The organism is Acaryochloris marina S15 (assembly GCF_018336915.1).
In the GTDB taxonomy this organism is placed as follows: Bacteria; Cyanobacteriota; Cyanobacteriia; order Thermosynechococcales; family Thermosynechococcaceae; genus Acaryochloris; species Acaryochloris marina_A.
Map to the genome: position 1 here is coordinate 3,693,103 of NZ_CP064923.1, position 24,490 is coordinate 3,717,592.

Here is a 24,490-nt window from a genome sequence, read left to right on the forward strand (position 1 = left end):
GTCTTAAAGCTTTTGAATATTTTTAATCTATGTTTTATTGGATTCAGTCAATGCCTATCATTCCTTTCTAGCAAAGGATTATGAAGATATCTATTACCTTTTCTCTTGTAAGAAAGAGAAATTAGATTCTTTCCTTATCATGAGCAGAGATAATCATTTTTCTGGATAATTATGCTATTTGTGCATGAGTAAATGATTTATGCATTGTTTTCTATTGATCAATAAATTTACAAGTGATTTACCAAGATTAATTAATACATAACTTTCAAAAAAGGATTGTCAATAAGCCAACAAATTAGACTACTCTACGTAAAGAGTCTTTATAAAAAATCTTATTTTTCTAGTCACCTAATATCTTTCATAAGAAAAACCGATTTGAATTGTCATTTATAAGGCCTACCCGCTTTTTATAGATAATGAAAATATTTAATCACGACATTCAGACCAGTACCCATGAAGCCGTTGGAGGCACTCATCTTTATTCAGGTAGAGTGCTCGGACTGTCTGAGCCAGGCGATATCGTCCAAATCCATCCAGCTCTAAAATCTGAATGGCAGGCGATCTGTGATCATTATCTGCAGATTGGCTTAAGTCATTCTCAGAACGTGGTTTGGAATCTATCTCTAGAGCATTTACAAATCTGTGAAGACTATGAGCCCTCTGTCTATTTATTTGGTGACGCAGTCCATACAAACAGTGCCCATGCTCAGCTTTATCGAGCAATGGATGCCTCCTGGTTCAAGGTGGTTGAATTCATCAACTCCAAAAACAATTTCATGCACCTGGCTCAGATGCTAAACATGGCAGTTCCCCCCACAGCTTGTTTTCATAGCTCTGATGGGATGCAATCTCTGGATGAGTTGGCCTATCCTTGCTATTTCAAACCATCCGTCTCTGACAGTGGCTTTGGTATTGTGCGCTGTACTGACCCTAGACAACTGGCAGCCACCCTACTGGAATTGGGTAATCAGATTCCCTACCAAGTGCAAACAGAAGTTGCCACATCAACCTTTATCAACCTGCAGTATCAAATCACTGACCATGGGGTCAGGCACCTATTAGCCACCGAACAAATTTTGAACGGCTGTGTGCATGGTGGTAACCGCTATCCCACCCTCCATCAACCTTGGTCACTGTTCGATCCAATGTCAGAATGGCTAGCCCAGCAAGGCATGAAAGGGTTATTTGCTTTTGATGCAGCAGTGGTCCAGACGGGCCAAACCGTAGAATATTTAGCCATCGAATGCAATCCCCGATTTAATGGGTCTTCCTATCCGACTTTGATTGCCGAAAAATTAAACATTTCCCAATGGAGTAGCGAAACCCTTGAGACTCACCATCACTCTTTAGCAGACATTGATTTGCAAGGGTTAGAGTTCAATCCTCAGACGGGAACCGGGGTTATTGTGATCAACTGGGGAACCGTTCTGGTTGGCAAAGTCAGTGTTTTACTAGCAGGTACAACCCAACAACAAGTTGAGTTAAAACAGCATCTGCAACAACGCCTGGTTGATCCAAAGCAGTTATCCATCTCTAGACAAGCCCTTACTGATCGGGAACCCGCCCGAATTTAGGACTTCTTAACTCATCAAAATTTCTTTTGCATAGTACCCATGGATATGAGAGCTTTGCAGAGATTTCAGGGCGACTGTGAGAAGATAAGCAAAGTTAGCGATACATTACTCAGGCTTCTTCCTCAACAAAGCCTGTAGACTGATACTGCTGACAACCGGAAGGATGGAGTCTATGGACTGTGTTTAAGTCATTGATCCTAGGAGAGAATCAAGTTGCGATCGCACCTCGCACCATAGGTCTACCTAATCCACAGAACCGTTAACGAGGATCATCCATATTGTGTTTGACTTGCCAGAATATCTAAAATTAGTGGCGGGTCTCGCATCAATCGTTAATCCTATAGGCGTTATTCCTATTTTTCTAAGCCTGACAGAGGGGCAAGGCTCAAGCCAGAGGCGGCTCATTGCCTTTCAATCTTTTATGGCTTTAAACATTATTCTGTTAGTTGCCCTCGTTGCAGGGGAAGCTATTCTGAGCTTTTTTAGTATTAGCCTACCGTCCTTCCGAGTCGCAGGCGGCTTATTAATCCTGTTAACCGCATTATCCATGTTGCGGGCTGAAACCATTGAGTCGCGTCAGCTCACAGAGACAGGCACGGTAGACCCAAATGAACCACCGACATTACCGGATGCCCCTGTTGCTGTCGTCCCCATTGCCATTCCCCTACTCGGCGGTCCTGGTGCTATTAGCACTGTGATTGTTTATGCTCACACCCAAGAATCCATAGAACATACGATTCTGATTGGCTTGGTGATTCTGAGTGTATCTGTAATCGCCTTGGTGGGCTTACTCGTTGCTCCGCTGATGGATACTGTAATGGGTAAAACAGGCATGAACGTGATTAGTCGAGTGATGGGATTAATCATCACCGCTATTTCTATAGAGTTCATTGCCGATGGCGTCAAAGAACTCCTCCCTGGACTGGGCTAAATAGAAAGAGTGAGCATTCATCTATAAAACTTCCCATTTCGCCTGCATTAACGCATTGAGCATTGCTATTTGATTTGCAAAGTTCAAAAATTTTTAGCTGATTGTTAGAGTTTGCTAGTGATTAGGCAACACTAGGGGATGACGAGACCTAAGACACTCTGGGTCAGTAGCCACCATTGTGTCAATTCTTGCAGCCCTCTAGGCTTATATATGATTCAAAGAGCAGGACGATCCAGCCAAGAACAACTTGTAAGAATCCAGACTCTGATGGCAGGATTGCTGGATCAAGACCAAGTTGAGTCTTTAGTCGGTTGTGTCTTAACGTTTCTGCAATCTGAGCTGGACTATCCACTATTGTGGATTGCCAAGTATGACGCCAACCAATCTGAGTTAATCGGATTGAGTGGTGGTTTGCCCCACGCAGATTCCACCGCCTTTAGTCAGCGCTATCCAGTCCTTCCAGGAGATTTGTTTGATCAAGCCTTGCTGACCCGGAACCCCATCGAGGTGATGAATCTCCAAGAAGAAGGTCGAGTCGGTAAATGGCAAAAACTGGCTCAGCGTTTTGATATTCAAGGGGCTATTCTTTACCCCATTCAATACCGGAAAGAATGTGTAGGTCTTTTATTATTAGGGTCTGCCCATTGGGGTAGAAATCCACGCACCGAAGAAAGTACTTTGCTATCCCTAGTCACTCATTCCCTAGGGGCAGCCTTTAATCGATTGAGCCAGCAGGAGACAGTTGAGCCCGTTTCCACACCATCTCAACCCCTCGCACATCTGATCAATCAGATGAATGTACTTACGGATTGGGATGAACGGGTCAATGTCGTTTTGAGAGCAGCTCAACAGGCCATCGACCCTACCTTTACTGGGTTGTACTGGTTAGATTTTGAAGAAAACAGCTGCGTCTTAAAAGTAAGCTATCAACCTGGTCAGGGAAGTCGCTTAAACCGAGCCCGACCGATTCGGGCACAAGTCCAAATGGCTGAAATTGAGCCTTTTTGCCAAGCCTTATCCCTAGGCCAGATGGTCTCTGTCAGCGAAAGTCAAGGTAGCATGAATGCCAAAGTCCCATTGCGTTTGATGCAGCAAACTAAATCCCGTTCTTTCCTCTGCGCACCGATTATGGGTAATGGGCAATTGTTAGGATTTTTGTCCGTAGAAGGGAAAGAACCTCGAGTTTGGCAAGACCAGGAAAAAAACTTTATCAAAGCTGCAGCCCAATTAATGGGGTTGTCTGCCGTTGCACCAGCTGGGGATAATCCTGTTCACATCTCCTCCCAAACCCAGACCTTGATGGGACAGTTCACTCAATTAATGGTGGAATCCAAGGACTGGCCTAAAACCCTCAAGAAGTTGTCAGAGCACCTTTGTCGGCATTTACAAACTCAACGACTCTTGCTACTCAGCCAGGATGAACACACAGGTGGGTTTCGCCTCGAATATCAGTATCACAGTCCCAAGCTTCGGCCCTTGTTAGAGTCCTTACATCCTCTGAGTGATGTGGATAGGCGGATGTTAGAGCGAAACATTGGTGCGATCGCACTCTCGGATCTCGAAGAAGATTTACGATTCCTAGCTTGGCGAGAGTCACTGATCAGCCAGGGATTGCGTTCTCTATTAGTCTGCCGCACCGTCGCCAATAGTTCGACTCCCCAGACTATCCTAATATTGGGCAATCACCGAACCCGCACTTGGAAGCCCAAAGAGATCGAATTTTTACAGGAATTTGCCCAAACCCTGGGTACCTTTGAGCAAAAACAGCGAGATCATATTCTTCAGCAAGCTCAACTCAAACAATATGACCTCGCCCACAAGGGGCTACAAACCCTGTTAAAGATTGAAGATCCCACGCAACTGATCACCTCTGGCATCGAACTGATCACCCATATTTTTGATGGACCCCTTGCTGCAGGCGTATTGTGGATCCCTGGGCATAACCAAGGAAAGATTGTCTCCTACCATGCAACATCACCCGAATTTGCAATCTCAGATAGCGAACCGATTCAACTAGATCAAGATCCTCTGTTCACACAACTATTACATTCACTGGATCAACGTCCTAACCCATCTGAATCCACCCTCGAAATATCAGCAAAAAACATCGCCCCAGAGACTCGCATTTGGTTAAATGGTCCAGGGGTAGCTCAAGTCTTTGTGATTCCATTGCAATCGCCTGATTCCCCAACACCCTTGGGTGCCATCATTCTTGGGACATCTGAGACTTTCCGCTACAAGACCACTGAACTCAAGCTTATACACACCTTAGTGCAGCAGTTAGGCAGTCGGTATCGGTATCTGCGAGAAACCAACTTACTCCAACGACAATGGATGAGTTTAGAGAGTTTAACTTGGTACAAAAACCGATTTTTAGAGACAAACTTAAGCCAGCTTGCAGATTTACAAAGCCCTGAAGCATTATCGCAAGCAGAGTCCATAGAGACTCAACGCGACTCACACCACGAAGCAATCACTTCCCTCACTACTCTACTCAAGACAGAAGATTGGCAACTCAGCCTCGCCCAAGATTCTATTCCCCTGGCTAGTATTCTGCGACGCTGCATGGAACAGATAGAACCCCTCGTTCAGTCCAGACAATTATGGACCCAAATTCATAACTTGACGTCCAATACCACCCTTACAGGAACCAGCAACAAGTTAGAACTCGTCCTCTACGAATTATTGGTAGCAGCTTGTCAGCGTTCTAAACCAGGCGATCGGATTGATATTTGGTGTCGCCTGATCAATGCTAAATGGGTTGAACTTTCTATCACCGATCATGGTGAACTCAGCCCCAAATTCATCCAAGACTTTCAAACTGCAAAGACCCGCGATTTATTATTGCCCAGCCTATTAGATAAGGGGCCGGGCCGACATCTAAACGCATGCCAATCCATCATCGAATTGCTAGGTGGCCGAATGGAAATCGCCCAGCTCGAAGACGAGAGGATTCTCAGTCGGCTGACCTTACCTCAACAGATGAAAGGGAACAGGCCTAACTGAGCCACCTTAAGCCACCTCAGAGGGTTCAGGCTGTCGCTGAGGTCGGAATTGGAAGAGAGAGTAGACAACATTACGACGAATCGCAGTCATCATATCCAAAAAGACTTCATATCCTTCGCTCTTATACTCAATCAGCGGATCTTGCTGACCATAGCCTCGAAGCCCTACAGCTTCACGCAACGCATCCATCTGCTGCAAATGCTCTCGCCAAAGCATATCAATTTGCTGCAGGATGAAGAATCGTTCTGCCTGGCGCATCAATGTTGGCTCCATCTCATTCACCTCTGACTCTTTCTGGTCATAGGCAATACGGACTTGTTCTCGCAAGAACATCTTCATCTCTGGCATGGATAGATCAGCAATATGGCTAGATTCTAGATCCTCTAGCAAGTAGACAAATTCCTTAGTCTTGTCTACCAACTGCTCCAAATTCCATTCTTCTGGAGGTAGCTCTGGATTGACATAGGCCTCAACAACGTCATCCATGGTCTGTTCAGCATATTCAATGACCCGTTCTTTCAGGTCCTCGCCTTCCAATACCCGCCGACGTTCGGCATAAATCGCTCGCCGCTGATTATTCATCACCTCGTCATATTCAAAAACTTGCTTCCGAATATCGTAGTAGTAGGTCTCAACCTTCTTTTGGGCATTTTCTAAGCTGCTCGTCAAGATTCGAGACTCAATGGGCATATCTTCTTCCACTCGGAAAGCATTCATCAAGCCCGCAACCCGATCACCCCCAAAGATACGTAGGAGATTATCTTGCAAACTCAAGAAGAACCGGGTTGAACCTGGGTCCCCCTGACGACCGGCCCGACCTCGCAACTGGTTATCAATGCGGCGAGAATCATGTCTCTCAGTACCAATTACATGGAGCCCCCCTCGTTCTACAACCTTGTCATGTTCTTTGCTAGTGAAGGCGTCATATTCTTCCAGAATCAGGTTATAGACTTCCCGTAGTTTCTGGATGACGGGATCATCTGTAGGTGCTTTCTCAGAGGCGACCGCCATTAAATCTTCAGCTTGCAGTTCAGGTAAACTCTGTTCACCATATTGCTTAACAGCTGCGTTTACGGCTGCTTTCAATAAAGATTCAGCATCCTTAGAAATAGTGGTCGGAAAGATCTCTGGGGAAACCTTCCAGGTTTTTCTCTGCATTCCCTTTTGCTGACCGTCTCCACCAAAACCCTGACTACCCGCTTCAGGAAGTTTAACCTGCATCATGGACAACGGATTATCATCTTCTGGCTGGACAATCCGGGGCATTAAATACTCTCGAACCTTAAGACGAGCCATATATTCAGCATTTCCGCCCAAGATAATATCTGTTCCGCGACCTGCCATATTCGTGGCAATTGTCACTCGACCCTCACGGCCTGCCTGAGCGACAATCTCCGATTCCCGTTCCACATTCTCTGGCTTGGCATTCAGAAGGTTATGAGGAATGCTGCGCTCTAGTAGAAGTTTTGACAAAACTTCAGACTTCTCAACACTCGTGGTTCCGACCAAGATGGGGCGTCCAACTTCGTACATTTCAGCACATTCAGTGGCAACGGCTAACCACTTGGCTTCTTCACTCTTGTAGACCACATCAGAGATATCGTGACGTTGATTAGAGCGATTAGTCGGTATGATCGTGACTTCTAACTTATAAATTTTTTCAAATTCAGCTTCTTCTGTCTTGGCAGTACCCGTCATCCCTGCCAACTTGTCATAAAGCAAAAATAAATTCTGATAAGTAATCGTGGCTAACGTCTGTGTCTCGTTCTGGATCTCGACTTTTTCCTTCGCCTCAATCGCTTGATGAAGACCGTCACTCCATCGCCGTCCCGGCATCACCCGGCCAGTAAACTCATCGACAATGACAATTTCATCATTACGAACAATGTAATTTACGTCGTTAACAAATAGCTCTTTAGCCTTAATGGCATTGAACACATAGTGAGCCCAGGGATCTTCTGGATCGAATAGATCACTGACTCCTAAAATTTGCTCTGCCTCAACAAAGCCTTCATCCGTCAAAATAACGTTGCGAGCCTTTTCATCGACTTCATAATGCTCTTCAGGTTGTAAAGCATTCGCAACTTTAGATGCATCCAAATATTTTTCCGTTGGCCGCTCAACCTGACCCGAAATAATCAGAGGCGTTCGGGCTTCATCAATCAGAACAGAATCTACCTCGTCAATAACGCAATAGTGGAGCGGCCGCTGAACCACTTCCTCAATGGAAGTCGACATATTATCTCGAAGATAGTCGAAGCCAATCTCACTATTGGTCCCGTAGGTGATATCGCAAGCGTAATTTTTTTTGCGCTCTGTCGGCGACATGGACTGTTGAATCAGCCCCACACTCAGCCCCAAGAATCGATGGACCTGTCCCATCCATTCTGCATCTCGTCTGGCCAGGTAGTCATTCACTGTAATAGCGTGAACGCCTTTGCCAGTCAGGGCATTTAGATAGGCTGGCAAGGTTGACACTAATGTTTTACCTTCTCCGGTCTTCATCTCTGCAATTTGGCCATCATGCAGAATCATCCCGCCCAGAAGCTGCACGTCAAAGTGACGCATGCCCAACACTCGCTTGGACGCTTCTCGCACAACGGCAAAAGTTTCCGGTAAAAGATCGTCTAAGGTCTCACCATTTTTCAGGCGCTCTTTAAACTCATCTGTTTTAGCTTTTAATTCCTGATCTGAGAGAACCACTACTTCTTCTTCAAGAAGATTGATTTCAACCACATCGGGTTGGTACTTTTTGAGCTTTCGCTTATTCGGGTCGCCCAATAATGTTTTAAGCATGATTCTAGATAGTAGAGTTCAATCCAATCAGAAATATATATTTTGTCTCACCCATTTGGTAGGCTGCTGACCAACATCAAGCAAAATAGTTTGGCTAAGCATTTCAACTATTGCCGTCTACTTAAACCCTTATAGATTTGAACCTGATGAATTCGCACTTATCAAATAATGGCACGTTTATTTACGCCATATGTAATTGATCCACAAGTAGCCATGTATTATTGACCAAATTCCAGACGGGCTAGCTCGACCAATTCTACCGTTACAACATCCAAGTTTGATTCCCGAGCAATCGCTTCAATCTTTTGTCTTGCTTGGGATCTGGCAAAAAAAGGAATGTTTTTGAGTTTTGCTTCTGCAGTTGAAGTCCATTGGAGTAGATCAGTCAAGTCAGACTCGCGCATTGTCTCCGGCACCTCTTGGGAGAATTCTTAATTCTATTTTAAATCCTAAACAACTTTAGATGTTGACCTAGCCTGTTTATCTATTTTGGTTATAAACAAAAATACCCATGAGAAAGCCCCTACCTTAACAGTAGAGGCTTTCTCGCTGATACACTCAGCTAGTCATCAAAATTACCAAAGGTAACTTAGTCAACCGCTGTAGCGTCGATATCAGGAAGAGATAGTGCGTATTCGGTCTTCCGCTCGATTCCCTTCTCGAAACCAGCAGCAGCAGCCCGGGCGCGGCCGGAGTGCCAAATATGGCCAACGAAGAAGAAGAAAGCTAGGCAGAAGTGTGAAGTGGATAACCAAGAACGGGGAGAAACATAGTTCACCGAGTTAATCTCAGTTGCCACACCACCCACAGAGTTCAATGCACCCAAAGGAGCATGAGTCATGTACTCAGCTGCACGGCGAGCTTGCCAAGGCTGAATATCATTTCTGAGCTTGTTGAGATCCAAACCGTTGGGTCCACGAAGGGGCTCCAACCAAGGTCCGCGGAAATCCCAGAAACGCATGGTCTCACCACCGAAGATGATCTCACCAGAAGGAGAACGCATCAGATACTTACCAAGACCCGTAGGACCTTGAGCAGAAGCGATGTTAGCCCCCAACCGTTGGTCACGAATCAAAAAGGTCATTGCCTGAGCCTGAGAAGCTTCAGCAGCAGTAGGACCGTAGAATTCACTGGGGTAAACAGTATTGTTAAACCAGATGTAACCCACAGCAATCATTCCGCACATGTAAAGGGCGCCGATGCTGTAAGAAAGATAGGCTTCACCAGACCAAACATAGGCCCGACGAACCCAACCCCAAGGCTTAACAAGAATGTGGAAAACGCCACCGAAGATATAGTGAACACCGACGAGAAGGTGACCACCGACAACATCTTCTAGATTGTTAACGCTAACAATCCAACCACCTTCTCCCCAAGGAGAACGAGTAATGTAACCCAGGAAAGTACCTAAGTTCCAAGTTGGGTTGGTAATCAGACGGACATTACCACCACCAGGTGCCCAGGGGTCATAAAGGCCACCAAAAAACATGGCTTTAGCAGCAAAGAGAAGTGCACCAATTCCGAGGAAAATCAAATGAATTCCTAGGATTTGCATCATTTTCTCTTTATCTTCCCAGTCATATCCCCAGTAATCAGAGAAATCCTCAAACTTAGCAGGGCTTCTGAAGGTGTGATAAAGGCCACCGAAACCAAGGACTGCAGAAGCAATTAGATGAAGAGCACCAATCACAAAGTAGGGATAGGTACTGATAACTTCGCCACCAGCGCCTACACCAAAACCTTCAGCAGCTAAGTGAGCAAGCAAGATGCTGCCTTGCTCATACATTGGCTTTTCAGGGATGAAGTGAGAGACTTCAAACAAAGTCATCGCACCGGCCCAGAAGGTGATCATGCCGCAATGGGCGATGTGGGCACCAGTTAACTGACCAGACAAGTTAGTTAATCGGGCATTTCCAGCCCACCAGCCATAGCCAGTGGTTGCGCGGTCATAACCAGCCGCAGATGGATTAAAGGGCGTTTCCACGTGGTAGGACCTCCTCAGGGAAGATGAAGTTTTCATGGATTTGGTCTTGGGGTGCCATCCAAGCACGAAGACCTTCATTCAAGAGAATGTTCTTGGTGTAGAAGGTTTCGAACTCAGGGTCTTCAGCAGCCCGGATTTCCTGGCTAACGAAGTCATAAGCACGCATGTTGAGAGCGATACCGACGAGGCCAATGGCAGATGCCCATAGACCAGTTACAGGTACGAACAACATGAAGAAGTGCAACCAACGCTTGTTGGAAAAGGCAATCCCGAAAATCTGAGACCAGAATCGGTTTGCAGTGACCATGGAGTAGGTCTCTTCTGCTTGGGTTGGAGAGAACGCTGCAAATGTATTGGCGTCTTGACCGTCTTCAAACAAAGTGTTTTCAACAGTGGCTCCGTGAATGGCGCACAACAGCGCACCACCCAAAATACCTGCAACACCCATCATATGGAAGGGGTTCAGGGTTAAGTTGTGGAAACCTTGAGCAAATAACAAGAATCGGAAGATACTCGTTACACCCCAGCTAGGTGCAAAGAACCAGCTGGATTGGCCCAGAGGATACATCAAAAAGACAGATACATACACGGCAATAGGACCGCTGAAAGCAACTGCGTTATAAGGACGCACGCCGATCAGACGGGCTACTTCGAATTGACGCAGCATGAAGCCGATCAAACCGAAGACACCATGTAATGTGGTGAAGTTCCACAATCCACCCAGCTGACACCAGCGGGTGAAGTCACCTTGAGCTTCGGGGCCCCACAACAAAAGTAGGGAGTGGCCGAGGCTGTCGGCGGGTGTGGATACAGCTACGGTCAAGAAGTTAGCACCTTCTAGGTAGGAGCTAGCAAGACCGTGGGTGAACCAGGAAGTTACGAAAGTTGTGCCGGTAAACCATCCCCCAACGGATAGAAACGCACAGGGGAAAAGTAGAATACCTGACCAACCAATAAAGACGAACCGATCACGCTTCAGCCAGTCGTCGAGGACGTCAAACCATCCTCGCTCCTGGGCGCGTCCGACTGCTATGGTCATGGAAATAAACCCTCTTGATCTAACTTAAAAATTGCAAGGCCGCAAAATTTTCTTTCGAACCTTGTGAGGTTTCTCAGAAACCGGACTAAGGAATCGAGAGTTTGAGTTCTGGGAATTAATAGTGTAAATCGCCCTAGAACCTCAACCTACACCTCTTCATAACCAAATGTTATAGAGATCATTCAATAAATGTAACAGAGATTTGCCAGAAATTGTAGCGGCTACAAAGGTACTTCCACAGAGGTTTAGCCAACTTAGAAGTGAGGTTGAGTACAAAACTTTACCCACCTCAACCATCGATTTTTTGGGGGTTGGCTCACAAAATGGCTGTCTATTAACTAGGCCTTAAGAGAAGTAAAGTTATATGGAACTCTCGAAATAAAACTTCATATAGAAAGCCTACAACTTTATTAATCTCATCAAATTTCATAGATAACGCTAGTAGTGTCTGGATATGACAGTAAACGTTTTAGCCCCTTGGGAGCCTATTTCTATGTTCTTAGCGGTCCACTACAGCCTCATCAATTGTTGAGCTGAGCAGCTTATACTCATATATCAGTGCTCATCATTAGTTTAGGAATCACAAGAACTCATCCGATCATGACCACACAGAAACTATTAGATAAGCAAACTTTGCGTTACGAAGTTCTTGGGACTCGCCGGTTTAGTAACTACATGATCGCGACAATGGTTTCCATTGGAGGGGTTGGTTTCTTCTTAGCTGGTCTTTCTAGTTATTTCAAAGTCGATCTGCTACCAACAGGTAATGCTGTTGATCTCATTTTTATTCCTCAAGGCATCGCTCTTTCTTTCTACGGCACTTGTGGTTTACTACTAGCAACCTACTTATGGCTAACCATAAGCTGGAATGTCGGGGCCGGCTTTAATGAATTCAGTCAAGATGCCGGGAAATTTCGACTATTTCGTTGGGGGCGCCCAGGCAAGAACCGAAAAGTTGAGCAAACTTACCCCTTAGAGAATATCCAATCTGTCCAGATCAAAATCCGTGACGGACTTAATCCCCAACGGACTATCTATCTGAGAATCAAGGGTCGTAATGATATTCCTCTCACCCGGGCGGGGCAACCCATGGCTCTGGACAAAATTGAGAATCAAGCAGCTGAGATTGCTCGTTTCTTGGGCGTTCCTATGGAAGGTTTGTAAACCCCAAAAATTTAGTTTATTGATTCCTTATGCTTCACTCAACAAAATCTATCGGCTTATTCAGGTCATTTTGGGTGATGGTGCTCGTGTTCTTATTGATGGCATGTAGTGCTCCTTCCAATTCCTCAAGTACATCAGATACTGGGGGAGCATCACCATCTGCTTCTCCGGCATCTGAGAGCACTCAAGATGGCAATGAAACGACTTCAGTTCCAGGTTCAGAATCAACATCTCCCTTGGCTCAACTACCGCAACTGCAAGGGGACGCCACAGTAGTACTGCAAGTCAATGGAAAAACAATCACTCTGGCAATTAATGGTAAAGATGCTCCCATTACAGCAGGAAACTTTATCGATTTAGTTGATCAAAAAGTGTACGACGGTACCGCGTTTCATCGGGTTGTTCGGACCCCCTCTCCCTTTGTCGTCCAAGGAGGAGATCCACAAAGTAAGGATCCTAATTTCCCTGTACAACAGCTGGGGACTGGAAGCTACATTGATCCTGAAACAAAGCAAGCCAGATACCTGCCCTTAGAAATTCTGCCCGAAGGGGCTGAGCAAGCCATTTACAGTAAAACTTTTAAATCTGCAGGAGAAAGCAAGCCCCCGAAACTGCGACACACTCGGGGTGCAGTCGCTATGGCCCGATCTCAATTGCCTGATTCAGCTTCTGCCCAGTTCTACTTTGCCCTTGACGATGTCGATTTCCTAGATGGAAACTATGCGGTCTTTGGGTCTGTAACGGAGGGGATGGAAGTTGTAGATCAGATCCAACAGGGTGATCGTATTGAATCTGCAAAAGTTACTGCAGGCATAGAGAATCTCAAGCGATAATTTGATGATTGTGGCTCTATGGCCATAATGGACTTCCAAATTCGATTAGCAAACTTTAGTGATAAGCATATATTGCTAAGTTTGCTGATTGCTTTCCATAAACACTTGCAGATGCCAATAGTAAGCCAAGGCAGACTGCATGCTGCATTAGAAAGGTTGATGGAAGATCCGATGTGTGATTTCACCCTGGCAGTGACCGCACATGAGTCAGGTTTGGCATATACACAAATTCGCTATTTTTACTCTTTATGGTCTCTGGGTTTAGAAGCCAAACTAGAAGATTTATACGTTGTCCCTGAAGCACAGGGACAAGGACTAGGGTCTCAGTTATTAACCTTCTCAATTGAGCAGGCCCGACAACGACAATGTCGACTAATTGGTTTGAATACAAATGAAGGCAATATAGCCGCGAAATCTCTCTATATCCAGAATGGATTTAGCTGCCAACCCTCACGATGGCAAAGTGGACAACAACTTTGGTTTGAGAAAATTTTGTAGTCTTACATGATGGCCAAGATTGTTGTTACTGGAATGGGGTTAGTCTCAGCCCTAGCACCTAGTCTAGGCAAGACCTGGTATAGACTAATTTGTGGTGAGTCAGGGATCCAGAAGTGCCATCCTTTTCCAGATATTCCTGCTCAACCATTAGCATTGGTTGAGTCTCGGCCTAGTTATCTTGAGGACTTATTAAAACCTGCTTTATCTGAAGCGTTAGACGATGCAGGTCTAGCGCCACCCATGAGGGATTGTGGCGTAGCGATTGGGTCTAGTCGTGGTTTTCAATCTCAGTGGGAGGAGGGAGCATCTGCTTATCACGCCTCTAATCCCTCTCATGGTGAAGAGAGGTCACTTTTAGCCACCCCAGAGTGTCTTGCCCGCATTTATGGTGTGTCTCCTGCCTCTATTGTTGCCCAGTCTATTGCAGCCCAAGGCCCTGTTCTGGCCCCCCGTGCTGCTTGTGCCACCGGAATTTGGGCAATTGCTCAAGGGGCCGATCTTATTCGAGCAGGTTATTGTTCACGAGTGATTGTAGGTGCTGTTGAAGCCCCCATCACACCGTTGACCCTCGCAGGGTTCAATAAAATGGGCGCTATGGCTCAATCAGGTGCCTACCCCTTCGATCAGAATCGAGAAGGGTTTGTTTTAGGAGAAGGGGCTGCGATTTTAGTTTTAGAAGAAGCGTCTAGCGCTCAAAAACGACAGGCCAGAATATACGGTCAAATCTTGGGGGTAGGATTAACCGTTGATGCCCACCATATGACTGCGCCTGAGACCAGTAGACAGGCCGCTATAACCGCTATTCAGGATTGCCTGCAACGCAGTGGCTTAAAGACATCTGACATTGGCTATATCCATGCCCACGGCACGGCAACTCACTTAAATGATCAGGCAGAAGCTGCAGTGATTAAAGCACTATTTCCATCTTCAGTTGCTGTTAGTTCTACAAAAGGGGCTACAGGACATACATTAGGTGCATCAGCAGCATTTGGATGCATATTCAGTCTGATGGCTCTTTCTCATAAAGTGCTTCCGCCTTGTGTCGGGTTGAAAGAACCAGCATTTGACCTGAATTTTGTCTGTGAATCCCATCGTCATAATATGCAGTTCGCTTTATGTTTAAGCTCTGGTTTCGGTGGACAAAACACGGTCTTAGCTTTATCTTCATGAGCATTAGTATTAAAGGCTACATTACGGGGAATGGGTTGAGTTTTTTGCGGGGTCTCTCTATTCGGAATGAGGAAGAGTGATTGAAAATGATGGATCTCTTGGGCGATGAATTGGGCACACTGGATGCAAGCTATTTAACGGAGTTACGAGAAGTTTGTAGTTTACGATTACTTTCTGCCCAAACTAAAACTTGCTAAGCTTCTTGTACTCTTTGCAGTAAATCTTGATTGTTTCTAAAAAGATATGTTTGAGGAAGTCAGTTCAAACCCTACCGTAGGCATCGATGAATCCCAACAATCATCCGCATTGCCTAAGTCTCACGCCAGTATGGGGGCTGACGAGTTAATGGATGAGTTATTCCAAGATCTAGAAATGGGTCTGGATGATTCAAGCTTTGCCTTAGCAACGACCGGAGATGAGCATGTAGGACATGCGTTGCTAGAGACTAATGATCCTGGGGACGATTTATTAGTACCCTACACACCTTTAGATTCAACCTTAGCTCTGAGAGAGGATCTAGAGGCTTCCCTCAGTCTTAATTTAGCCTCCTCACAAGCATCTGCCAAACACCAGCTAACTGGAAAGCGACTACTGATGACATCAGCATGTGTCTCCCTCGTGGGTATCAGTATGTTTTGGGTTGGACGACAATTGCGGTTACAGCATGCCCCTGTTGTGGCTGCCCCTCAACTACCAGCCATCGCACTCCCACAGGTGCCATCATCAGAAACGGTGGCATTTGCCGACTATGTCAGCCAGTCCTTAGAGCGAATCAATCAAGAAACTAAAGCTGCAAAACTGGCTGCTGCCAAGGCTAGAACACAACCTAGAACGGTTGCAACTCCTCCAATTGGGGGGCTTCCTAGTTTGCCGAATGTGCCTAAGATCAGTGTTGCCAGTTCAACCACAGCTGCCATTCCCAATAATGTTGAGCGAGTGTACGTCCCAGTTACAGAAGCACCTGCTCCTGCAGCTGCGCCTAAACCTGCAAGTACACCGGTGATTGCTGCCGCTAAGGCCACGACCCAAGAGGATGAGTTACCGGTTGTTAAACCCTTACCCCTGACTCCACCCAGTAATGGTGAGCGGAAGTTCTTGGGAGGTACTAACTTGGGTGATCAGCCTGTATTTATGGTTTCGATCAATGGCTCTACCCGTCACATTAAGTTAGGGGAATCTATTGATGAAACAGGGGCAACTTTTGTGGAATTTGACGGCGAACAAAGTGTGCTGAAGCAGGGCAATCAATTGAGATCTGTCACAGCTGGGCAATCGTTTTAGGAATCGGATTGAGTCCCTCCGTTGGGCTCAAGTCATACTTTGGAAGATGGGTTAGATCAGTGTTTGGACTATCTGCAATATCTAGGATGCCTGGGGATGTCCTAACATAGGAAACAGCTTGAAGCAGTAGACCTTCATGGCGAGGGACTGTGTCTTGCTTATTCCTAGATATTTTCAATCAACATTGATGTCTGAATTTTTAACGGTTGCCTTCTATAAATTCGTCGAGCTGCAAGATTATGCGGAGTTGAAGGAATCTCTTTTAGCCTGCTGCCAAGATAATGATGTTCAAGGCACTATTCTCTTAGCGACAGAAGGAATCAATGGTGCGATCGCAGGTTTGCCTCACAATATCCATGCAGTCTTAAATTTTTTGCGGGATGATCCACGCCTTGCCGATCTAGCCCCGAAAGAATCCTGGTCAGAGAAACGGCCTTTTTATCGAATGAAGGTCCGGCTGAAAACAGAAATCATCAAAATGGGGGTTCCAGACATTGACCCCACCCAAACCGTCGGAGAATACGTTAAGCCGGAAGATTGGAACCAACTACTCGCGGATCCAGATGTAGTAGTCATTGATGTGCGCAACGACTATGAGGTGGCCATCGGCACCTTCAACGGGGCGATCAATCCTAACACCAAAAGTTTTTCAGAGTTGCCTGAATGGCTCAAAGAACAAGCTGAATTACAGACAAAGCCGAAAGTCGCCATGTTTTGTACAGGGGGCATTCGCTGTGAAAAATCAACAGCCTTATTGCGCCATGAAGGCTTTGAACAGGTCTATCATCTGCAAGGGGGCATCCTCAGTTACTTAGAGCAGGTGCCAGAAGACGAAAGTCAGTGGCAAGGAGACTGTTTTGTCTTTGATGAGCGGGTTGCCGTCGGTCATGGCCTCAAACCCGGTCGGTATCATCTCTGCCGAGCCTGTCGCACACCGATTAGCCCGGCAGAGATGACATCGGAACAGTATGTGCCCGGCCAAAGTTGCCCCCACTGCTATGGCACCAAAACAGAAGAACAACAACGACGATTTGCTGAACGTCAGCGGCAAGTTGAGCTAGCTAAGCAACGAAACCAACGTCACATCGGGGCAAAATATGCCCGCCATCAACCGGATCCAAGCAGTTAGTTTTCATGGCAACTTATCCCATTTTGTATTCATTTCGCCGTTGCCCCTATGCTATGCGGGCTCGACTGGCTATGACTGTTAGCCAACAGGTCTGTGAACTCCGGGAAGTAGTGTTGCGAGACAAACCCCAGGAAATGCTGGATGCCTCTCCCAAAGGAACGGTTCCCGTAATGGTGCAGGTAGACGGTTCCATCTTGGAAGAAAGCCTAGAGATTATGATGTGGGCCCTCAAACAACATGATCCTGACGGCTGGCTCCGTTCTAATCCAGCCCAAATGGCGAATCTGCAAACATTAGTGGCGGAATGTGATGGTCACTTTAAGCATCATCTAGACCGCTATAAGTATGCTCAGCGTTATGAGGATGCCAATGCTCAAGAACACCGAACGGAAGGCTCCAAATTCTTAGAGACGTTAAATCACCAACTCAGTAAGACCACTTATCTGTGTGATCAGCAAAGATCCTGGGCAGATATGGCGATTGCCCCCTTTGTTCGTCAATTTGCTAATACAGACAAGCCTTGGTTTGAAGCGCAACCTTGGCCCAATTTGCAGACTTGGCTAGCAGATTTTTTAGAATCAGACATCTTCTTGCAGATTATGGGCAAGTACCCTCAGTGGAAATTGGGTGAAATTGGCCCTTTGTTCCCGAATTCATAATTTTGCCAGATCGGTTCACTGTCTAATCTCGATGTCGCCACAAAAAGCCCATGCACCCTTGAATGGAAACTTTTTCGATATCAAGATACAACTTTTCACAGTTCTCAGTATTTCCTGACTTACTGTAGTGCAGGCCAACGTTACATCGGTTTTTGATTAAGAAAATTTCTGAAATCCACTGTTTCTCATTTAAGGGCAAGGTTTAGATATAAAATTCGATCAACTAAACAGGTATCGAAATTGACAAATCCACAAGTTACCTTTGCCAGGAACGTCGGGTTTAGGAAAGAATTGAGCCGACGAGTCAACGAGTATTTCGCCACAAACAATATCAGGCCTCGGGATAATCCAGCAATGTATTTCAAGACGGTAGTCATTACCACTTGGACGTTGGCTGCTTGGAGCCTCATCCTCTTTGGGCCACCCAATCTTGTTATTAAGATACTGGGTTGTGTTGCCTTAGGAATGGGGGTGGCTGGCTTCGGTATGAGCGTTGGTCATGATGCCAATCATGGTGGCTACTCTTCTAGTCCTCTTGTCAATCGGATTGTTGGCAGCTGTTACGACGTTATTGGCGTCTCTAGTTTCCTCTGGAGATTTCGCCATAATCAGTTGCATCATATCTATACCAATATCGAAGGGTATGACAACGAAATTGAGGGAGACGGTGTGGTCCGCATGTCACCCCATGCCCCCCATAAATCTCACCATCGATGGCAGCATTATTGGATTTGGTTTATTTACCCCTTTATTCCCATTTATTGGTATTTCAGGGATATCCAACGGTTCATCCTCAACACCCCTTATCAAACCAACTCCATACCTACAAAGCAACCCATCGATTACGTATCATTTTGGGTTGGCCGAGTCATTGGCGTGTCGTTTTTTATGGTCACTCCTTATTTGGTAGGCTACTCCCCTTTACAGATAGTCCTAGGTTTCTGTATCGCCTATTGGACTTACGGGGCCATTGTCTGTGAGATTTTCATGCTAGCCCATGTGATGGAGGGCATTGAATTCCCTCAGCCGGATCCAGACTCGAACCAAATTGAAGATGAATGGGCGATTTTTCAACTGAAAACGACTGCAGATTTTGCCCCGCGCAATTTTTTCTTAAATTGGTATGTGGGTGGACTCAACTTCCAAGCCGTTCATCACTTGTTTCCCCAGATCTGTCATATCCACTATCCCAAAATTGCTCCCATCGTGGCAGAAGTTTGCCAGGAATTTGATGTCGATTATATGGTTTACCCAACCTTTGCAGAAGCCATTGCCTCTAATTACAGATGGCTTAGATTGATGGCGATTGGCGAGGAAGAGGTTAGTTACCCCCAAGCAACAACATCCTGATGAGTAATGGTCTTTACCGCAGGACAGCTAAAGAATGAGGGGACTAAGATGGCCACAACTAAACAGCATTAAAAAAGCTGATAGAGAAAAATGCCTCCTGCCCCAATCATTCTCGATGTAAGTTAATTGGCTTAATCGACCGCGTCAACGATACCTATTGCCCTGCTGACCATTACAAGTCAGCAGGGCAATGCCGTTTTGATTAGTGAAGAAGATGGGTGGGCAATTGAGCAAACTCTTAAGCAAACTCTTAAGCAAACTCTTAAGATCAAGGATAAACAACCCTCTTCCTTGGATAAACGCTGGGGCTAAGATCTTCTTTTATCGACCGACACTGCTAGGTGCCAAAGTAGGGAAACGAACAATCAAAAAAGGTGCGATCGCATCATTGATTCCGTTATTGAGTGGTGGGGATTTGTGGAGTTGGTTTACCGTTCCATAAACATAACCATCCGGACCAATTGCTAGACCATCAGGCCAACTCAATTTTTGATTGTCTTGATAGAGGATCTGATATTTGCCCTCGGGGTTCGTTACACCGAGGGCATTAGCCGTGATGTCCGTAATATAAATATTGCCGGCACTGTCAGCCGTAATGCCATCGCTAATGGGTTTATCACCGTAACGCTGTACTCTTTGGCTCAACTGTTGCTCGCTTAAAGATTGATTCAATACATCTGAGGTGCGGAGTCTATAGATTGACTTGCCATTCATGGCCCCAAAATAGATCCATTCGTAAGCAGGATCGATAGTGATCGGATTGACGCCGATTCTAGCTGGGGCATCTCCTAACGAAATCACTCGGCCATCAATCTCAATATCGATATCTTCGGGGATTGTAAACGGTCTCCCTTGCAGGATTCGGCGAGCTAAGCCAGACTTCAGATCAACGACAATGAAAGCGGCATCAGCTCCACCTGAGGTATCCGCAATATAAATCGCCTCATGTTTGACATCCACGGCAAAATCATTGAGAAAGGCATTTCCCGTAATGATGGGTGGGGGTAAATAAATAACCTTATGTAGCTCATTGCGCCGCGTATCCCAAGCAATGAGCCGACCTGTCGAAAAGGTGGGGCTAGGATTGTCCAAGAACCAAATATTGCCCCTACCATCTGCCTGAATTCCCAACGTATTGTTGAGGCCCGACCAATTGGGAGGATTAACATCAGGCGCCTTCCCCCAATCTGGATTGGGGTAGATCTGCCAATTCTGTTGGTCGAGAATTTCTATGGCCCGATTCGTATTGCCATAGAAGCTATGCACACTACAAAAAATTCGTTTATCAGCTGTAACCGCAATATTGCCTACTTCTGTTCCTTGGGGGAGTTCAGCAACAATCTCTAGCTGATTAATAGGAGGTTTGGCTGTGACTCCGGGGGGAGTATGAAGATGAATACCAATTAGGCATAAACAGGTGCAGATTGCGATCGCAACTCGTCTACGAAAAAAAATCAGGTCAGGCCAATTCAACGGGAGTGCTCCAAACGCCTACTAGTGGTGATTAACGTTCAGATAGAGGTGAAAGTCAAGCACTAAGTTAGGCGCTGAAGGGTTGAATTAACCTGCCATCAAACTAGAGAGCTTGAGAGCTATGAAAATATCTGTTGGCAAACCTTAGAAGTTGTCTCCATCTAGCAAATCACCAAGGCCGCCGAGCAAGGATCCTTCGCCTCGACCACCGCTCCCACTCCGTTGAGGTGCTGAGGCTAGCATTCTACCTGCCATTCTGGAGAAGGGAAGAGATTGTAACCACACATGTCCAGGTCCTGTGAGGGTGGCAAAAAATAACCCTTCACCGCCAAAGATAACCGACTTAACATTGCCCGCTTGCTGAATGTCGTAATGGACCGAATCGGTCAGGGCAACGAGACAGCCCGTATCAACATGTAAGGTTTCACCCGCTTTCAGGTCACGCTGGACTACCGTTCCCCCGGCATGGAGAAAAGTTAGGCCTGTCCCGTCTAGCTTTTGCATGATGAAGCCTTCACCGCCAAAAAGCCCTGTGAGAATCTTCTTTTGGAAATGAATACCAATTTGAACGCCTTTGGCGGCACAAAGGAAACTGTCTTTTTGGCAAATCAATCGTCCACCATAATCACTGAGTTTGGCGGCAATAATGGTGCCCGGATAGGGAGCTGCAAAAGCAACATGGGCCTTACCTTGAGGGCCACCGTGGGTAAAGACAGTCGTGAACAAACTTTCTCCAGTGACTAGGCGCTTACCCGCCCCGACTAGCTTGTCCATAAAGCCGCCTTGGGAAGCTTGGGCTGAGCCATCCCCAAAAATAGTTTCCATTTGGACCACAGCATCTTTGTACATCATGGCTCCCGCCTCAGCCACAGCGCTTTCGCCCGGATCGAGTTCGACTTCAACAAACTGCATGTCTTCGCCGAAAATTTGATAGTCGATTTCATGGGCTGCACCCGGACCTACGGGGGGAGGAGGTGGTGGAGCAGCGGCAGGGGCATCTCCCCGGAGTTCGGCCACTTGGGAAATGGGGAGCCAATCAGTAAATCCCTGTCGCCAGCAATGGCCATTGGAATTTTGTCTAGCTTGGTCAATGGCCTGCTTTTCGTCGAAGGGGCCTAGGCGATCGCTGCCGTAATTGAAATACCAAGTTGTCATGTCTCTAATTGCTGCTCACCAAACTACAGATATCGTTGCTCAAAGTCCACACAAGTCGTGGGAGCAAGGAACGATGTGATATAGCTTTCCCAGATTGCAGGCTACAAATTCAAGTCTGCAATGAAACGTTCAAATGGGTCAGAAGCAGCTTTTTACTGGAGCGAACTACAGCAACGAAATATCTGCATAACACAGCAAAATTAGCGATTAACGCAGGTCTTATGCAAAACTACTGTCAAAATAACAATGCCCCATCAATTTCCACAGGCAAATGTGTATGAGCCCCCTCTCCACAGGTACGAGGAGTGGGAAAAACCTTGCCAGGATTGGCTAACTCTTTGGGATTAAATACATGACGCACCCACTGCATCGTCTCTAAATCAGCCTCAGAAAACATATCCGGCATATAGCAGCGCTTGTCCGCCCCGATACCATGCTCGCCAGAGATACTTCCCCCGACACGCACACAGAGCTTCAGGATTTCGCCCCCTAACTCTTCTACCTTTTCTAAAGAACCTGGAATGGACTCATCATAAAGAATCAGCGGATGTAAATTTCCATCTCCTGCATGGAAAACATTGGCAATTCGGTAGCCAAATTTATCGCTTAGGGCATTAATTTCACCCAATACATAGGCCAGTTCCGTTCTCGGAATGACGCCATCTTGGACAAAATAGTTGGGACTGAGCTTTCCGGCAGCCGCAAAAGCAGCTTTCCGTCCCTGCCAAAGCTTGAGCCGTTCTTCTGGTTCTGTGGCTACGGCGATATTACGAGCACCATTTTGGCGGCAAATTTCTTTAACCCGTTCGCTGCTAGCATTGACCTCAACTTGCAAGCCATCCAGTTCAATTAAAAGAATGGAGCCCGCATCTCGGGGATAGCAGTCGGTTGCCACCACATCTTCCACCGCGTTGATGCTGAAGTTGTCCATAATTTCCATGCCAGCGGGGATAATCCCGGCCCCGATGATGTCGGCAACGGTTTTCCCCGCGGCATCAACACTGGTGAAATCGGCGAGTAGAACTGAAATAGCATCAGCACTGCGCAAAATTCTTAAGGTAATTTCTGTGGCAATGCCTAAGGTTCCTTCCGACCCCACAAATACCCCGGTCAGGTCATAGCCTGGCATCTCAGGGACTTTGCTGCCTAAATCCACTACATCACCATTGGTGAGGACCATTTTCATCCCCAACACATGGTTGGTGGTCACCCCGTACTTCAGGCAGTGAACGCCACCGGAATTCTCGGCAATATTGCCACCGATGGAGCAAATGATCTGACTAGAGGGATCTGGCGCATAGTAGAAGCCATCTGGAGCCACTGCCTGGGTGACCCAAGCATTAATGACCCCTGGTTGGACCACCACACATTGATTATCAATATCAATTTCGAGAATTTTATTCATACGGGAGGTGACGATTAAAACGCAACCTACCGTGGGCATTGCACCGCCAGATAAGCCAGTTCCTGACCCCCGAGCCACAAACGGTATTTGGTTGCGATCGCAAATCTCCACCACTGCCGCTACTTCTTCCGTCGTTTGGGGCAGCACTACGAGGCTGGGGCGTTGCCGGTAACTGGCTAAGCCATCGCATTCATAGACAGATAACTCTTCTGGGGTCACTATCACCCCGTCCTGGCCGACAACAGTCTGCATCTGCCGGATGATGGGTTGCCAATTAAGTTGAGTGCCTGTGGCAATCATGAAAATTTCGCCTGCAGAAAAGGGAAAAAAGCAGGCTGTAAAGACCCTGCCTATGCTTAGCTTAGACTAGAATCACGCCCTCTTAAGACTAGAGAAATTCAGTCAAGCAGCCAATTTACCCTGTCGCTTCTACTGCTGCAACACAAACCGACATCATTTGGATAGTTAAGAAGACCAAAAAAACTTAAGCCGATCGTTGCTCCTGGAAGCCTGCTACTTCAATTTCCGTCAAACTGTAGAGAAAAACGCCACTACCCACTCTCACGACATCTCCAGAGAGCATATTGATGCTACCGGATAAAAAATCGATAATGCGCTGAGCTAAGTGAGAGGGCAGTTCAGAAACATTACACATAACCAGGCGACCTGCTTTTAGTTGATCGACTGCTTGTTGAGCTTCTTCAAAAGAGCTGGGTTTTACAACCTTAATTTCCGATTGTGAAGAACCAAACAAAGGAATGACATTGTCCATGATTTAAGTCGTGATGCTGAAATAGGTCAAATGCAATTATGCCCAAGCCAACACGCATCCAGTCCGGTCTCCTAAAAAGGATACCGAACTATATATCGGGAATAATGTGTGCGAGATAAGCATTAGTATCTTCACTAGCGAATTATTAAGAAAATTCGGCTAGTAAACTCCAAAAACACTGATATTGAAGCCTAAAACTTTTCTCCCCCCTATCAGCTTTATCTTCCTCAAACCACGCCTTAGTAAAACTAAGTGACTAAATTAAGAATTT

Annotated in this window: 19 protein-coding genes; 11 read left to right on the forward strand and 8 right to left on the reverse strand. The window is 46.3% G+C overall.

The window, feature by feature from the left end; all coding sequences use genetic code 11:
- Positions 1-416 precede the first annotated feature (416 nt).
- The 3 genes from I1H34_RS17080 to I1H34_RS17090 all read left to right on the forward strand — a co-directional run bounded on the left by I1H34_RS17080 (position 417) and on the right by I1H34_RS17090 (position 5,511).
- Positions 417-1,574, forward strand: a complete 1,158-nt coding sequence (locus tag I1H34_RS17080; protein ID WP_212662216.1) for an ATP-grasp domain-containing protein — start codon at positions 417-419, stop codon at positions 1,572-1,574.
- Between the two features lie 280 nt (positions 1,575-1,854).
- Positions 1,855-2,505 (forward strand): MarC family protein, encoded by a 651-nt coding sequence (locus I1H34_RS17085; protein ID WP_212662217.1) that lies wholly within the window; start codon positions 1,855-1,857, stop codon positions 2,503-2,505.
- A gap of 267 nt (positions 2,506-2,772) precedes the next feature.
- Positions 2,773-5,511: a sensor histidine kinase gene (locus tag I1H34_RS17090; protein ID WP_249369328.1), complete on the forward strand. Its 2,739-nt coding sequence runs from the start codon at positions 2,773-2,775 to the stop codon at positions 5,509-5,511.
- Positions 5,512-5,517: 6 nt separating this feature from the next.
- On the opposite strand, the gene secA is transcribed toward I1H34_RS17090, so the two are convergent.
- The 4 genes from secA to psbD all read right to left on the reverse strand — a co-directional run bounded on the left by secA (position 5,518) and on the right by psbD (position 11,330).
- Positions 5,518-8,307: a preprotein translocase subunit SecA gene (secA, locus tag I1H34_RS17095; RefSeq protein WP_212662219.1), complete on the reverse strand. Its 2,790-nt coding sequence runs from the start codon at positions 8,305-8,307 to the stop codon at positions 5,518-5,520.
- 218 nt (positions 8,308-8,525) lie between these two features.
- A complete protein-coding gene (locus tag I1H34_RS17100) occupies positions 8,526-8,711 on the reverse strand; it encodes a PCP reductase family protein (protein ID WP_010477213.1) in 186 nt (61 codons plus the stop codon).
- A 185-nt stretch (positions 8,712-8,896) separates the two neighbouring features.
- Positions 8,897-10,291, reverse strand: a complete 1,395-nt coding sequence (gene psbC / locus I1H34_RS17105; RefSeq protein ID WP_212662220.1) for a photosystem II reaction center protein CP43 — start codon at positions 10,289-10,291, stop codon at positions 8,897-8,899.
- Positions 10,275-11,330 (reverse strand): photosystem II D2 protein (photosystem q(a) protein), encoded by a 1,056-nt coding sequence (gene psbD, locus I1H34_RS17110; protein ID WP_212662221.1) that lies wholly within the window; start codon positions 11,328-11,330, stop codon positions 10,275-10,277. The genes psbC and psbD overlap by 17 nt, the downstream gene beginning before the upstream one ends.
- A gap of 600 nt (positions 11,331-11,930) precedes the next feature.
- Here psbD and I1H34_RS17115 point away from each other — a divergent pair.
- The 8 genes from I1H34_RS17115 to I1H34_RS17150 all read left to right on the forward strand — a co-directional run bounded on the left by I1H34_RS17115 (position 11,931) and on the right by I1H34_RS17150 (position 19,414).
- On the forward strand, positions 11,931-12,494 hold the full coding sequence (locus tag I1H34_RS17115) for a photosystem I assembly protein Ycf4 (RefSeq protein WP_212662222.1): 564 nt from the start codon (positions 11,931-11,933) through the stop codon (positions 12,492-12,494).
- Positions 12,495-12,523: 29 nt separating this feature from the next.
- On the forward strand, positions 12,524-13,327 hold the full coding sequence (locus I1H34_RS17120) for a peptidylprolyl isomerase (RefSeq protein WP_249369330.1): 804 nt from the start codon (positions 12,524-12,526) through the stop codon (positions 13,325-13,327).
- Positions 13,328-13,438: 111 nt separating this feature from the next.
- Positions 13,439-13,825: a GNAT family N-acetyltransferase gene (locus I1H34_RS17125; RefSeq protein ID WP_212662223.1), complete on the forward strand. Its 387-nt coding sequence runs from the start codon at positions 13,439-13,441 to the stop codon at positions 13,823-13,825.
- A gap of 6 nt (positions 13,826-13,831) precedes the next feature.
- On the forward strand, positions 13,832-14,995 hold the full coding sequence (locus tag I1H34_RS17130) for a beta-ketoacyl-ACP synthase (protein ID WP_212662224.1): 1,164 nt from the start codon (positions 13,832-13,834) through the stop codon (positions 14,993-14,995).
- 243 nt (positions 14,996-15,238) lie between these two features.
- Positions 15,239-16,276, forward strand: coding sequence for a hypothetical protein (locus I1H34_RS17135; RefSeq protein WP_212662225.1), 1,038 nt, complete (start codon positions 15,239-15,241; stop codon positions 16,274-16,276).
- 187 nt (positions 16,277-16,463) lie between these two features.
- Positions 16,464-17,405, forward strand: a complete 942-nt coding sequence (trhO, locus tag I1H34_RS17140; RefSeq protein WP_212662226.1) for an oxygen-dependent tRNA uridine(34) hydroxylase TrhO — start codon at positions 16,464-16,466, stop codon at positions 17,403-17,405.
- 5 nt (positions 17,406-17,410) lie between these two features.
- Complete coding sequence (locus tag I1H34_RS17145) at positions 17,411-18,064, forward strand: glutathione S-transferase (protein WP_212662227.1); 654 nt, start codon at positions 17,411-17,413, stop codon at positions 18,062-18,064.
- 354 nt (positions 18,065-18,418) lie between these two features.
- Positions 18,419-19,414: a fatty acid desaturase family protein gene (locus I1H34_RS17150; protein ID WP_249369332.1), complete on the forward strand. Its 996-nt coding sequence runs from the start codon at positions 18,419-18,421 to the stop codon at positions 19,412-19,414.
- Between the two features lie 321 nt (positions 19,415-19,735).
- Here I1H34_RS17150 and I1H34_RS17155 read toward each other — a convergent pair whose 3' ends face one another.
- The 4 genes from I1H34_RS17155 to I1H34_RS17170 all read right to left on the reverse strand — a co-directional run bounded on the left by I1H34_RS17155 (position 19,736) and on the right by I1H34_RS17170 (position 24,219).
- Complete coding sequence (locus I1H34_RS17155; RefSeq protein ID WP_212662229.1) at positions 19,736-20,887, reverse strand: L-dopachrome tautomerase-related protein; 1,152 nt, start codon at positions 20,885-20,887, stop codon at positions 19,736-19,738.
- 144 nt (positions 20,888-21,031) lie between these two features.
- Positions 21,032-22,042 carry a TIGR00266 family protein gene (locus tag I1H34_RS17160; RefSeq protein ID WP_212662230.1) on the reverse strand — a complete coding sequence of 337 codons (1,011 nt, stop codon included), beginning with the start codon at positions 22,040-22,042 and terminating at the stop codon, positions 21,032-21,034.
- Positions 22,043-22,277: 235 nt separating this feature from the next.
- Entirely contained in the window at positions 22,278-23,747 is a 1,470-nt protein-coding gene (glcD, locus tag I1H34_RS17165) for a glycolate oxidase subunit GlcD (protein WP_212662231.1), read from the reverse strand.
- A 184-nt stretch (positions 23,748-23,931) separates the two neighbouring features.
- On the reverse strand, positions 23,932-24,219 hold the full coding sequence (locus I1H34_RS17170; protein ID WP_212662232.1) for a cell division protein SepF: 288 nt from the start codon (positions 24,217-24,219) through the stop codon (positions 23,932-23,934).
- Positions 24,220-24,490 lie beyond the last annotated feature (271 nt).